Below are 15221 nucleotides of genomic sequence, written 5' to 3' on the forward strand. Positions count from 1 at the left end.
TAGGATGAATGACTCTACGTTTGCCAAATGAATGAAGATTCTCTACTGAAAGACATTTAGAACATGTAATTTTTAGAATCTATGTATTCGCTTTTCATCTCTTTCTAAGAATGAGCGCAGACTTCTTCGGTCATTTCTACCACTTTATGTATCGGACAATGGAGACAATATTAAAGGAAAATGCATCATCTATTGATAAATAGGAAAAAACATCTATGTTTTACCAATTTAGAACCATTTTTAACCTACGTAAACTGAACCCCTGCCTCTTTAAGCTAGTAGAGATCGTAGACAGGGGTGTAATTGATTTTCTGTTCAGATTATTTATTGGTTGATACGATATAAGAAAGCACTAAACTGCGCACGTGATACAGAGTTTTGAGGTCTAAACGTATGGTCTACTTCATAACCCGTTGTCACCTTATTTGCTGCAAGAGCTGAAATTTCTTTGTATGCCCAATGTGTAGCAGGTACATCATTGAAGTCTTTTGGTACTTCTCCGGTTAGTTTGTAGGCACGAGTTAAAATAGCGGCCATTTGTGCACGTGATAATGTTCCAGTTGGATCAAACGTTTCGCTATTTTTACCATTCATAATACCCTTATTCGCTACCGTTGCAATGACGTTGTAGTACATATGTGAGGACGAAACGTCTTTAAAGTTTGGATTAACCGGGTTCGTTGTATCTAGGTTTAACACCTTCGCTAACAGCAACGCTGCATGCATACGAGTCAACGAATTTTCTGGTTTAAACGTTTGATTGTTGTAACCCGTAATCACACCTTTTTTTACTAAGTGATTAATTTCTTCATACGCCCAGTGAGCAGCAGGGACATCTTTAAATGTTGTGTTTATTGGTACTACAGGTGTTCCTTCAGGTTTTGTGACCGTTGGGTTTTGCTGATAAAACGCTTGAAGAAAGTCAAATGTAATGGCTCCTTTTCCTTGACGATCTTCGTAAGCTTCCGCTACATAAATTTGCTTAAATGTTAACGGAAGTGGCAAGTTACTTGGAAGTGTAGCACGAACATGTTTCCAACCTGTCCAATCAAGTCCACCTTCTGCAGTGAAGTTGATCGTATGTTCATTGCCGTTTCTATCAACAATCTTACCGCGCAGCCAATGTTTTCCACCATCTCCGTACACCCATAATCCTAAACTAGAAGGAACACCTTGAATGGCTGCCGGTTGCTTTGCATTGACATATGCTGCTGCAATTTCACCTTGAGCCGACGTAAAATCGTATTGTAATTTCACAGCACCTTTTCCTTCTGTCACCTGTTCACTATTTCCAATAGAAGCTGTGGCACGCGCTGCTGAGCTTGTCCAGTGTGAAACATCGTCAAACGTTGACACAGTAGTCGGCTGACTGCCTACTGTAACGGAAGTAGAAGCAGTATGATCTCCGTATGCTGCTGTAATTGTACCTGTGGCTGGTGAAGTGCTCGCCTTAAATTGGCCATTAGCTGTAACGGTTCCAATATTCGTTGGTGTACTCCACTTTACAAGCGATGAACCAAGAGGTACAGACTTACCTTGTGCATCTACACCTGCTGGCATTAGTTGTACAGAAGCACCTTCACCGATTATGAGACGATTGGGGTTCACTGAAATACCCTTTATTGAATCCACTACCTTTAACGGAATTCGGGTTGCTGTTTTCCCAAACATCACAACAATTGAACCTTCGCCCGCTTTTGTTGGCGTAAATTGCAGTCCGTTAAATGTACCCTCTAAACTGCCTTCTGTCTTTAGGGTTACCTTCGATACATCAATTGGTACGATATTATTGTAACTGTCTAAAGCATCACTAATGCGAACATCCACTGCACTTCCAAGTGTTAATGGACTTGCTTGTGAGAGTGTGGCTTTAAATCGTACCGCATCTCCTGTTGGGGCCGTACTTACAGCATGTAGCGCTGTTGAAATTGCGCGTTCTGTCAATTGAGATGGGCTATTTGCAAGTGTCGCATACTGACTTCCTACCTTACGTACAGCCATCGTTGTTGAACCGCCACCATCCAGATTAAGCGCACGATCCACACCTAAACTAACTAAGTAATTCGCGAACTCAGATAAGGTCATGCCTGCTGAATAACCAGATTGGCGACCATCTACGGTAACAAAGAATACTTTGTTTCGACTTTGATCAATCGCTACTGCTGTACGAGGATGACGCTCTCTTGCACGAGGGCTATTTGGATCAATTGTCATGGATACTTTGCTATCCTGGACAAGAATAGGACCACTTGCTAAAATATATTCTGCATTTTTCCACTTTGGTTCCATATCAATAGTTAACTGAATGGGATCTCCCGCTTTCATTCCACTAAGAGTAGTAGCCAATGCGCCTCCTTGAACAGATAGCACGAATCCATTCTCTGGAATCGTTGAATTTCCTTGGCCGTACGGAGTAACAGATTGAATCGTACCAGTTACTTTCTCTCCGAATTTCAACCCTTGGTCTACAGGCTTTGATACATTTGTGACGACAACTTCCATGCCATATGTATTCGTTCGTGTACTTGGATAACTAAACTGCGGTGTATACACAATAACTTCACTCGCGCTACGTGCTTTATTAATAGAAGAAACTCGTAGCGGCTTATTGTTATACGTGAATGTTGCTTCATAAGCAAAACGGTCAATTAACGGCTTTCCGTCATTTGCAATCCCGAACGCTGTAGGCACACTCATGTACTCATCAAATCCTGTTGAAATGACCCCTAAATTGACGATGACATTGTTGACAGATAATAAGTATGCTGGTAATCCACTACTCATATGAAAGAAGCTAGCATTAATAGCTCCTACCACTGAATGATTCGCATACGTTTGTGACTTTGCTAAATTTGTAACTGTTGAGCGTTTTGTCACTGGATTATTGATTCCTAGCTCTACTTTTGTGTACGAATCTGCTAAATTCATCTCCATGACTCGCACAGCTTGTGGCATCGATCCTCCATGACGGATATCTTGATACTTCACTCCCGGTGTTACTTGAATCGTTTCTCTCACCGTTCCAGTCGATACATTCGCTTCTGCTTGCTCAGGAGGCAAACCAACCGCCAAGACTTGAACAGCAAGTAACGATGCAAGTAACGCTTTTGTAAACTTCATTCTCCTACTACACTCCTTATTTCCATCTATGAAAATATGATGATAAAATTTGGCTTCCCATCATATTTTTACAATAAAACCCTTATTTTGTCGTACTATTGTATAATACTATAAGACTATTAGGTAATGATAGGTTTAATAGGATGATATTAACTTATAAACCATAGAAAATTATTCTATTTACTAAACCCCCCTGATAATGCTATCAGAGGGGTTTTATTACACTTAATTGAGTGATACTACCTTGAAAAGATTTGATTAATAGACTTGTTAAAACTCTGTGAAAGGGAATTAGAAGTTTTCATGATATTTTTAATAAGATAGTGGAAGTGATCTCGTGACTTCATGTTGTTAGTTTTCTACCATCTGTGCAAATTGTTCAAGGGTGATCCCAGGATTTACGTTTTGACGTTTCAATTGGTAGATATCGTCATGCGGATGAACTCTTCCATTTTTCGTTGTAAAAGCCATCGTAAATCCGGCTTCTTTAATTTGTTTGATTTGTTCCGTTGTATATTGACCAAATGGATAAGCGAAAAAAGTAGTGTCAGTAATTTCTTGTCTATTCTTCCGCAAATCTTCCATAACTAGAGCATGCGACTTTGATACAAATTCAGATTGATTATTTACAAGGTTATGTAACTGATGAGTGTGACCTCCATAATCAAATACATCTGACATTTGATTCATTTCCTGCATACTAAGAAATCGCAATGAAAATGGATGAAACGGTTGTGAAGACGCAGGGATACGTCCAGAAATGATAAACTGTATGGCTTTAAATTGATGTTCTTTTAGCTTCGGATATCCGTATTCTAAGACACTATTTAGCCCATCATCGAATGTGATGAGTACCGCTTTACTTGGTGGTTCCTTCTCCCCTGTAACGATGTCAAATAATTCTTGTGCTGTAATTGATTTAAATCCATTTTCTTTCAGATAATCCATCTGCGTATAAAACTCTTGATCCGTCACGGTTGTGCTAGCATTCGCATAAATAGATTCAGCTTTCTCTTCCGCGGTTAAAATATGATGATACATCAAAACAGGAATGCCTTTATCAGGATTCACCGCACACTTACAAAGAAATGCTTTTTGATTGTCATACTCAACTTCATACCAATTTGGGCCGTAATCTTGTCTCACTTTATACCGCGTTCCTTTTTCTAATATACCAACTTCTACTAAAGCTCCCGCTCGATTTACATACACAGTTGCACGCTTAGTGGTAACCACTCGCTCATGAACTGGCTTTTTTTCAATAGGCGGTGACACCTCACTGCCCTTCTGATTGATAGGCGTTGTTTCTTTCACTGACTCTAATGTCGAAGATGCCTTAGTAGTCACACCTTTTTTAGGTACAAAAGCTTCTTGACCTCCAAAATGAATTTTATACCAATTGACTCCGTAGTCAGAAATAATTGAATAGCGAATACCTGGATGAAGTGCACCAATTTGGATTAAAGTTCCCTCTTTGTTTATATAAATATGGACGGTGGTCGTTGTGGTCAAAGCCGTTTGAGTCGTTACATTTGAATGAATATTCATGGTTGTGGGAGTGCTAGCGCTTTTTGCAACATATCCTACTTCTTCACCTAATTGAATGGCATAATGACTTTTCGTTTCCCCCACTGCTTGAAAACTTTGTCCTTTATTCAATAAACCAACACTTTTTAACACACCTTTTTCACTTTTAAAAATTACAACATCTTGCTTCACTAAAAAGGTTGTTGTTTTTGCCGTAACATCTATTCCCGTACCTACAAACAATATAATCCAAGCGATTACTATAAGTACTACCTGTTTAACCATAACGCTCATTCCTTCTAATCTCGTTTAAATGTGAACACTTATAATATATCGGACTTAAAGTTGAACATCTTAACAAAAAATTACATTTTTTGTTTGTTTTTGTCTAAAAGGCACATCTTATCCAACATGAGGAGCGCTTTCGGAGCTACACGAGCTAGAGAAAGGAAAAATGAAGCCTTTGCATAAATAGATGTTTGATGAAAGCACAAGAACAATTATCGATAAAAAAAACGACTGCTCAGACAGCAGTCGCTTAAGGAGTATAATAGTTTTGTGTAAAATAAGGGACGTTCGTAGCGTCGAAAGCCACACCTACACCGAGGCGCTTCCACTTCGGCTGTAAAATATTGCGACGATGACTTAATGAGTTTAGTAAGGCTTCATGTGCAAATATACTACTAAACTGCCCCATCGCAATGTTCTCCCCAGCCATCATGTAAGGAATCCCATCTTCTTGAATACGATCAAATGGAGACTTTCCTTCCAAATTTGTATGATCAAAATACTCATTTGTTGCCATATCATTACTATGTTGAAAAGCTGTTCTTGAAATAGGTTCATCCCATTTTAATACAGACAATCCATGCTTCATTCTTGAAGCATTGACAAGGTCAAACAGTTGTTCTTCAAAACTTTGACGAAGTTCTTCACTTTTCACCCCATAAAAGCCTTGTTTGTTTTGTTCAATCTCTTTATCAATGAGTTGAACAGCCGTTACTTTATTCTCATCATGAATGTCATAAAAGAACGTCACGTAAAAGTTTTCCACTAAATACGTATCGTATTGCTCATCTTCAATCACATAATGACCGGTTTGTTTTTCAATCGAAGTGATGGGTTCACCTAATTGGTTATGAACTTCTTCTTTTGTAGAACCTAGCGTCACTCCTTCTACACCACTAAATAAATCATGATTAGTATAAAGCCCCATGACCTTTCCGTGTACATAACTCACCATAAAGAACTGATTGTACTTTTTGTGGTATGTATGCCAGTAGGTTCCGTATTCATTTAACGATGTTCGCTTCGAAGCACCAAATGCTTCTTCCACATCTTCTTGGCGGTCACCAATGGCAATACGTTTAATTGAGTAAGGCTTTTCTTTTTGCACTTTTTTCATTTCTTTTGGAAGAGAACTCTTATGAAGCTGATATAAAAGCGTGACTCCTTCTGCTCTCGTTAACGATGCATCTGGTTTAAATGCGCGATAGGTTTTCGAATTGTTCTTCACTGTCGCGAATAACTCGTGGTCGTATACCCATTGAACAGCTTCTTTCTCTGTCATCTCTTTACCAGTTATCGCTTCTGCAAGTAATTTAACGGCATCTCCTCGACGTATCGGCTGATCAAAGCCCTTGTCTCGATTACCTTTTACATGAAGGTTATACTGACTGGCTAACGTATAGTATGCAGAAACATCGCTTGTATCCATGTCGTTCGAACTGTCAGGAGATAAATAGTGCGTAATCATACGTAAATATTGGACTTCACTTAAAGTAGCATCCGGCTTCAGTTTTCGTTCATTTTCATCACCTGTAATGATTTGCTCACGAACAGCCCATTTCATTGAATCAGCCCAGTAGGCTTCCTCTACAAAGTCTCGATAGTATAAGGCACTGTTAGCATGTGCATCATGAGAGTGATTCCCTGTAAAACCTAATATGATAGACATCATGATTACTAAGCTAATAAATCGGTTCAATCTCATTTCACCTCTGCCTACCTATTGATTTTCTTATCTACCTTTATTGTTTCTATTATAACAAAGCCATTTTGGTTTTATGGGGGTTATTCACGAATTTAGGACTATTCATTTAGACAGATAAGTCTTAAAGAGGAGAATAAAGGCGTGGTATTTATGACAAATGTCGGTTATGAGGCAGGTTTTAGATAATTTTTTTCTTTTTATTTCCACTTATTTTTGAAGTTAACCTTTTCTATATCCAATGAACCATTTTGTGAAAGAAGCGCACTTTAAATCCAAAGTCCTATTCGTATTTTCTTCAACAAGTGTACGAGAGCAATGATCACCGGTAAAATAAAAGAAACATAGGAGCGTTGGTGAACACCTCATAGACGAATTATTACTTACACACATGATAAAAGCATCTAAATCCATCAATAAAGGCCTTAAAAAGCAAAAAGGCTGCTAGCATAGTGCTAGCAGCTCAAAAGCAAATAGTCAAATTGATTATTTGCTAAGTGAGGTCAAATATTTATATTCAACCTCGGTTGGTATATCTACTGTAATATGAAAACGGTATAGATTCAACCGGTAAAATCTGCTGTTCTAAAAAACAGTTACTAAGTCTTAATTTATTTCATTTTATGATCAAGACTTATCTCCCTCTGTTTTACATTTTTTATATATTAATGAAATAAATAGACATAATTCCATATTTATCAACATGCAATTCAAAGCGATTTTTCGTATAATACGTTTACGATAAGATTTTGGTTGGTAAACCATGTGTGTGTAGGGCTTCTCATTTGGAGAAAGCCCTCTTTTTTTAACCTTTTTTACGTACATATATTCTATTGAATTTCCGTTTTATTTTCAAACAACTATAGTAAAATGATAGATAATAACATTCTTAAACAAGGAGAAAATGGATGATGTCAATGAGAAGCATGTCGATTGCCTTTTTATTCGTGTTTTTTCTTTTTTCGCCCACAATCTATGCAGCGGAAGACAACAAAAAAGACTGGCTTATTTACTTTGATTCTACGCATCATATGAGTCAATTCCTTGAGCGTTATCCATCCACAATTTTTGATACAGAAAATCGCATTGTTAGCTTTTCTGCTTCTCTTTCTTTTATAGACAAAGTTGAGCAATTACCCTTTGTAAAGAATGTAGAGCCAAATTACACAAAAAGCGCAACCGCTCAAACAGCTCCCTATAATGATCCATTATTTTCTCAACAATGGGCTTTATCCAAATTGGATGCTCTTCACACATTGAAAAGATATCGCGATAAACAAGTTAATGCCTTAAAAGGAACGCAATTAACGCTTGAACCGTCTGGCCAAAAGATGACGTATCAAGAGCAACCGTTCACCACTTCTCATTTTACACTAAGTGGAAAAGAAAGACCATTATCACGAATTTCCGTTACATTAATGAACACACATGCTTTATGGTCCATTGAGGTATACGACGAACATAACCAATTAATCGGTCAAAATAAAGGCGACTTACCAACACTCGATGTGTTAGTACCAAAGAATCGAACGTACACTGTATTACGAATGAAACTTATTACAGATGAAAAATGGACGTCTCCACCTACGATTAAACGAGTGACAGGCGTCAATCATGCTCGCGTTGCAGTGGTTGACTCTGGTGTGATACCACATGAAGACTTTTGCGACAACCTATTAATCAGTCTGGGAAAAGATTACAGAGAAAAGCTTCCTTATGCGAGAGATCAATTCGGACATGGTACTCACGTTACGGGTATTTTAGCTGCTTGTGGTCATAACGAAAAAGGAATGACGGGTATCATTGGTAACGCACCTATTGATATTATTCCACTGAAAGTGCTTGATGAGTTTGGAAATGGAACAGACTTTGAGATTAGCCAAGCTGTTGAAGACGCTACAAAAATGGATGTAGATGTTATTAACATGAGTTTGGCCGGCAAAGGCGAAACGGCCGTGCTAAGAGAAGCTGTGATGAACGCTTTTAAAAAGAACATTCTCATTGTAGCATCAGCTGGTAATCAGCACGTACCAACGGATCACATTTATCCCGCTTCCTATCCAGGTGTCTTAACTGTGACAGGTACTGAACAAACAAATGTACCTATTGCAATAGCTAATTACGGCTGGGCTGTTGACATTAGTGCTCCAGGTGCTTCTATTTTAAGCACTCACCTAAACAACCAGTACAAAACAATGCGAGGTACGTCGATGGCTACTCCTTTTGTGTCAGGTGCGGCTGCGTTATTAAAAGTAACATACCCTCACCTCGATGCAATCACAATACGACAACACTTATTACGCACAGCCGTTGATATAAAAGACAGAGGATACGATCAATGGACAGGTAGAGGTATTGTACAAGTCGACAAAGTGCTATCACAAAAACCACCCACTTACGCTGCGGAATGGGTAAATCTAAAACCGAATCAACCATTGCGTAAAGGTGGTAGCTACCTACTAGGCACAAGCCCATCTCTCCTCCAAAAAGATGCGTTGCTATTTGTAAACGAATCACTTGTTGAGCGTAGAACAATCGAAGACTCGTTGCAACTTTTCACTTTTCCAGTTGTACAGTCTAGTCAGAAAAAAGTAGATGTACACACGCTACTCGTTGATCAAAGCAGGCATATTTTATCTACTACTCATTTTCCTGTTCAACATCACCAAGTTCAAGCAACTCGTACATTAAAAGATGTTCCCCCATCATTTTGGGGCTATGAAGAGATAAAAAAAGCACATGAGGCAGAACTAATAAATGGATATGAAGACGGGACGTTTCGGCCCATGGAATCCATTACTCGACGACATAGCGTGATGATGTTAAATCGCTTATTTCAATGGCCGTTACCTTCGTCACTCGAACTACCCTTTGAGGATATCACGATCAAGACACCTGGATTTATTTCTATTTTATCTACGTATCATCAAGGGATTGTAACAGGGTACGGACAAGAATTCCGTCCTGAACGGCGCTTAACACGCGCTCAAATGGCCATCCTATTAGCACGCTCATTGCAAGTAAGTGTTAATCAATCGTTAGCAGTTCATACGTTTCGGGATGTTCCCTCTTCACACGATGCCTATCATGCCATTCAACAGTTAGTTAAGTTAAACATTATTACAAAACAAGACATGTTCCACCCAAATGCTTCCTTAACCCGCGCTCAATTTTGCGCGATGTTAATAAGAGCACAACAACATATCGCGGCACAACCATCGTAAAAAGAGTGGGACGTAAGTAAATAAAAAAGACCGTAGACATGAAACATCCCTTGCCTCTCTATCCATAAGAAAGCACCCCAAATGTTAGATTCGGTGTCTAACATTTGGGGTGCACTTCAATAACTAGATTCGTGACAAGGGTTGTTGTAGGCTGAGTCAAACAGGAGTGTTTTTCTCCCTTTTGTCTCGGCCTTTTATTTTACTGAATGCTCAAAGATAGCATTTGCTAATAATCGATAACTTTGCTGTGAGTGAGCACGGAACGTTAAATCATTTGCAAAAGCAGTAATACGATAATCGTTTTCTGACCATGTAAATGCAAGGTCTTTTCCTTTTACTGCTTCCTGTCCCGGCCACCAGCCAGCTTTATAAAAATCTGCATCATCGCTTACTTGAAGTAAGACTTCGCCATTTTGCGGAACACTTGTGAACCATGTACCTGATCCTGTGTACAGCCATTCTGTTGACTTATAGCCATTCGTTAATGGATGAGGTTTGACATTCACTTTTAAAATACCTTCATGATAGTAATCAGTTGTTTCTGCTTTTAAGTTCGGCACTACCTCTTGTGACGTTAAGAACTGAGCTGCACTTCCACCTGCGTAAATGTAAGCTTTCCCTTTTTCAGGCTTCACTCGTCCTTGATCATCCACAATGACTACACTGTCTTTTGCTTCTCCTAATTCAAAACCTAAGTCTTTTAACGCATATTTTAATGCGGCACTACCATTCGCTGAAACGATTGGCTTTTTAAGGGCAACAGTTGGTACTTTCCCTTTTTTAGGCTTCGTTTCAACAAAGAAATCCTTTTTATAGTGAGAAAGATAAATACGCTTTAAGATAAAGTCGCCTTTATTATATCCATCTCCAGATTCTGTAATGACTTGTACTGGTTTTCCATCTTTTAGTAATTGGTTTACTACACGAATGACATCGTTATTTGTGTTCGGGACAATTAAATCGGCTTGTTGGAACTTTGTATTCGTTACTAGTTGCTTCACATCATTTACATCTTTTACATCAGATGCAAATGCTCCCTTTTCGTAAATCGCATAACGGTCAAATCCTCTTAAATCTGGGAAGTTCGTAATGACCGAATCATACATAGCATCCCAATCTGATACATTTTCACCATCGGATAATACTGCATTGGCTAACCCACGTTTTGCTTGGTGTAACGGAACAATGAATGTGCCTTTTGGATAGGTGACATCATCGATTTTGACCGGTTTTGTCGTTTCTTCTACCTTTACTCCGTTACGAATTAAATAGTCAATCATGTTGTAGACTTCTAACTTATTTTTTTGTAAAGACTGATCGATTGGTAGCGCGTAATAATCCGGGAAGAATTGTCCGCTCTCTGAGTAATCACGGCCAACAACATCACCTTTTTGGTTCACTAACCATTTATCCACTTCTTTACTTTCTGTTCCTTCAATTCCACGCTTAAAGATTTCCAATTGATTTGTGTAGAGACGTTCTTTGTTGTCTAACGAATACTTAATCGCCCCTAGACTTGCATAGACTAACGCTTTGTTTGATTCTTCGTTTAAGTCAGGAATTTCAACTGTATGACCCATTGCTCCATGGAACATCGCATACATCGCTGTATAAGCAGTCGTTGCATCATCCCACCCATTTTCATAGTCTTCTAGTGGAATTTTATAGCTGTCGTAAGTAGTGTTCGCTATACCTGCATTCCCCATCGCATGAGCATGCTCAATCATGCCATCCATTAATAAATCATATTCAAAATTCGGGTTATGTGGGGGTGTACAAGGCTCAATTAAGAAGTCTTTTACAAATCCATGCAGATCAACAAAGGAAAGCGGTGTCCATTTTGCAATTTCTTCTGTTACGATGACAGACTCTTTCTGAGTTTGGTATCCATTATCGCGGTTTAAGTCAAAACCGTTTGCATTTTGACGTGTGTTGTTTACGCGACCATCTGCGTTATGACCGGGATTAAAGATGAAAATAAACTGATCCAACGCTTCTTCTACGTTGATGCTGACTTCCTCTTCTTTTCCTTCTTTGTTTGTTGCTTTATACGTAATCTCATCTTCTGTTGCGAATTGCTTTAAAATATCCATCATCGCATCGACACCTGGTGCTTCGTCTGGATGAATATTGTTGAACCAAATTGGAATCTGATAGTCTGTTAACGTTCCAGATTTAATGTCTTTTTGCAATTGCGCTGGATTTTCTAACGCTTTTGGTAAAATGTCTTTTTGATAGCGTTCAATGGCTTCTTTGTCCTTTGCTAAAATAGCAAAGTGCATATCTCTTCCTTGGACTGATTGACCAAGTGATTGATATTCAATGTAACGACCTTTTGAAGGATTCGCAACAAGCTCGTCCATCTCTTTTTTGATTTCATCGTATGTACGATAGCTATCATAGACATTAAGCTTTAAAGAAGCACTAGCTTTTTCTTGTTTTTTTACGTCTGTTACAGCTAATTCATAGTTATTTAGGAATTGAGGGTATTTCGTGCGAATAGAACGTGGTGATAAATCCGTTGTATTGAATAACAAATCAAAACGAACCGTTGCTTTAATTTTTTTTGTTCCTTTGACATAGTGAGGCTCTTCTTTAAAGGTAATATACGGATCACCCGTAAAATCTCCCGCTTTACTATTCCACTTCTTCCACTCATCGAACGTCTTTCCTCCAAACGTCCACGTTAAGTGTTTAAGGTTTGCTTTGTAACCTAACTCTACTTCAACTTCTACATCACGCGCTTCTGTCATAGACAATAAGGATTGACTCACTGTCATTGATGTTTTTGTGGCATCAGCAGTTGCGGTACTTACAAAGTTCGGTAAGATAAGTGAAACCACAAGTGTAAACGCCAACAAAAGGGACCATTTTTTTTGATTCATGGACACCTCTCCTCTCTCTTCTTGTTTTTATACTCTACTAGAATTCTATCATATTCCTTTCGAGAACAGAAATATCATAACATATTTAAACATATTTATGTATAAAAATTATATTAATATATATTTCTATTTATTCTAATAATAACAGTTTTAAGTTTCTATTATAATCATTTTATCATTCCACCTCATTGTAAAATGAATGATGTCATTTATAGTTATAAATATAAATAAAAGAAATTTCAGAATAAAAGAAACTTTTTTCCTTATAATCCGTATTACATAGAAATCATCATAAAAGAGAAAGGAGCGCATGTAATAAATAAGAGTACTTAGAAAAGGGGGTGATGTAGTGGAATTATTCGGAATACCCATTCAAACATTTTACCTTTATGTTCTCATCATTAGTGGCAGTATGACGCTTTTATTTATTTTATTTGGTGATCTATTCGACGGACTATTCGAAGCCATTCCTCTCTTTAATCTCGCCCTCATCTTTCCTTTTTTAACGATTTTTAGTGCGAGTGGTTATTTATTTGAAACAACTAGCTCATTGTCAACCGTACTCATTATGGCTATTTCGTTTATCATGGCACTTGTTCTTGTGACTATTCTTCATTTATTCGTTCTTGTACCGTTAAGGTCAGCTGAAGAATCACTTGCGTTCACGGAAGAGTCATTAAGAGGACGTGTCGCAAAAGTCATTATCTCTATTCCTGAAGATGGGTTTGGTGAAGTGGTCATTGAAGGAATAAGTGGAACCATTTCGAAACCCGCTTTCAGCTATCGACACATTCCGATTCCATCTGATACAAACGTATTAATCATTGAAGCTGAAAAAGGAAATGTAGCTGTTGTCCCATATGAAACGTAATTTAAAGGAGGAGATAGAATGGGTACATTATCATTTATTATTATTGGATTTGTTTTCTTTTTACTGATCGCATTCGTAGCCGTGTTTGTCATGAAATATCGAACAGCAGGACCTGATGAAGCGTTAATTGTCACAGGCAGTTATTTAGGAAATAAAAATGTGCATATCGATGAATCGGGTAATAGGATTAAGATCGTTCGTGGTGGTGGTACGTTTGTTTTACCTGTTTTTCAACAAGCGGAACCACTGAGCCTTCTGTCTAGTAAATTAGAGGTTTCTACTCCTGAAGTGTATACAGAACAAGGTGTACCCGTAATGGCTGATGGGGTCTCTATTATTAAAATCGGTGGCTCAATTGGTGAAATCGCCACAGCGGCCGAGCAATTTTTAGGTAAAACGAAAGCTGATCGTGAAACTGAAGCACGTGAAGTATTAGAAGGGCACCTCCGCTCTATTCTTGGTTCGATGACAGTAGAAGAAATTTATAAAAATCGCGAAAAGTTCTCGCAAGAAGTTCAGCGTGTGGCTTCGCAAGACTTGGCTAAAATGGGGCTTGTGATTGTTTCTTTTACGATTAAAGATGTACGTGATAAAAACGGCTACTTAGACTCTCTCGGTAAACCACGTATCGCACAAGTGAAGCGTGACGCTGACATCGCAACAGCAGAAGCGGAGAAAGAAACACGCATTAAACGGGCGGAAGCTGACAAAGAAGCGCAAAAAGCGGAGTTAGAGCGCAAAACGGAGATTGCGGAAGCTGAAAAGATGAATCAGTTAAAAACAGCCGAGTATCGTCGCGAGCAAGATATCGCAAAAGCACGTGCTGACCAGGCGTATGATTTGGAAACAGCTCGCGCAAAACAAGAAGTAACAGAGCACGAAATGCAAATTCGAATCATTGAACGTCAAAAACAAATTGAGCTTGAAGAAAAAGAAATTTTACGTCGTGAGCGTCAGTATGACTCCGAAGTAAAGAAAAAAGCAGATGCAGACCGCTATGCTGTTGAGCAATCAGCAGAAGCCGACAAAGCGAAGCAACTAGCGGAAGCCGATGCCAATAAGTACCGTATTGAAGCGATGGCGAAGGCAGAAGCCGAGCGCGTCCGTGTTGATGGATTAGCCAAGGCTGAGGCCCAGCGCGCGCAAGGTGAGTCAGAAGCCGACATTATCCGTTTAAAAGGTCTGGCGGAAGCTGAAGCGAAACAAAAGGTCGCCGAAGCATTCGAACAGTTTGGCCAAGCGGCCGTCCTTGATATGATTATTAAAATGCTTCCAGAGTACGCCAAGCAAGTAGCGAGTCCTCTAGCTAACATTGATAAAATTACGGTTGTAGATACAGGAAGCACGAGTGAAAATGGTGGCGCAAACAAAGTAACGGGTTATGCAACCAATTTGATGTCCACTCTTCAAGAATCGTTAAAAGCCTCTTCTGGCATTGATGTTAAAGAACTTATTGAAAACTATGCTGGCAAAGGCAACATTCGCCATAGCATTGATGATCTTACAAATGAAATGAAGCATCAAAAACGATCATCGACCGAGGAATAACTTATCCCATAATGACCAAGAGGTTGAGACATAAGTAGCGAAAGATGAAAAAAGAA

Annotated in this window: 7 protein-coding genes; 3 read left to right on the plus strand and 4 right to left on the minus strand. The window is 38.8% G+C overall.

Features of this window, described 5'->3' with window-relative positions; translation table 11 throughout:
• Positions 1-324: 324 nt before the first annotated feature.
• The 3 genes from DIS06_RS07150 to DIS06_RS07160 all read right to left on the minus strand — a co-directional run bounded on the left by DIS06_RS07150 (position 325) and on the right by DIS06_RS07160 (position 6634).
• Positions 325-3120 carry an S-layer homology domain-containing protein gene (locus tag DIS06_RS07150; protein WP_110112557.1) on the minus strand — a complete coding sequence of 932 codons (2796 nt, stop codon included), beginning with the start codon at positions 3118-3120 and terminating at the stop codon, positions 325-327.
• A gap of 351 nt (positions 3121-3471) precedes the next feature.
• Complete coding sequence (locus tag DIS06_RS07155) at positions 3472-4932, minus strand: polysaccharide deacetylase family protein (RefSeq protein WP_162595908.1); 1461 nt, start codon at positions 4930-4932, stop codon at positions 3472-3474.
• A gap of 253 nt (positions 4933-5185) precedes the next feature.
• Positions 5186-6634, minus strand: a complete 1449-nt coding sequence (locus tag DIS06_RS07160) for a CAP domain-containing protein (RefSeq protein ID WP_162595909.1) — start codon at positions 6632-6634, stop codon at positions 5186-5188.
• A 911-nt stretch (positions 6635-7545) separates the two neighbouring features.
• Here DIS06_RS07160 and DIS06_RS07165 point away from each other — a divergent pair.
• Positions 7546-9861, plus strand: coding sequence for a S8 family peptidase (locus DIS06_RS07165; protein ID WP_110112560.1), 2316 nt, complete (start codon positions 7546-7548; stop codon positions 9859-9861).
• Between the two features lie 194 nt (positions 9862-10055).
• Here the strand turns inward: DIS06_RS07165 and DIS06_RS07170 are convergent, their stop codons facing one another.
• Positions 10056-12746, minus strand: coding sequence for a M14 family metallopeptidase (locus tag DIS06_RS07170; RefSeq protein ID WP_110112561.1), 2691 nt, complete (start codon positions 12744-12746; stop codon positions 10056-10058).
• 349 nt (positions 12747-13095) lie between these two features.
• Here DIS06_RS07170 and DIS06_RS07175 point away from each other — a divergent pair, with 349 nt between their 5' ends.
• Together DIS06_RS07175 and DIS06_RS07180 are read left to right on the plus strand one after the other, a co-directional pair.
• Positions 13096-13617, plus strand: a complete 522-nt coding sequence (locus tag DIS06_RS07175) for an NfeD family membrane protein (RefSeq protein ID WP_110112562.1) — start codon at positions 13096-13098, stop codon at positions 13615-13617.
• An 18-nt stretch (positions 13618-13635) separates the two neighbouring features.
• Positions 13636-15165 (plus strand): flotillin lipid rafts scaffold protein FloT, encoded by a 1530-nt coding sequence (locus DIS06_RS07180; protein WP_110112563.1) that lies wholly within the window; start codon positions 13636-13638, stop codon positions 15163-15165.
• The last annotated feature ends 56 nt before the right edge of the window (positions 15166-15221 follow it).

Origin of the sequence: Bacillus sp. CGMCC 1.16541 (assembly GCF_003184905.1) — a bacterium.
Classification (GTDB): Bacteria; Bacillota; Bacilli; order Bacillales; family Bacillaceae_H; genus Priestia.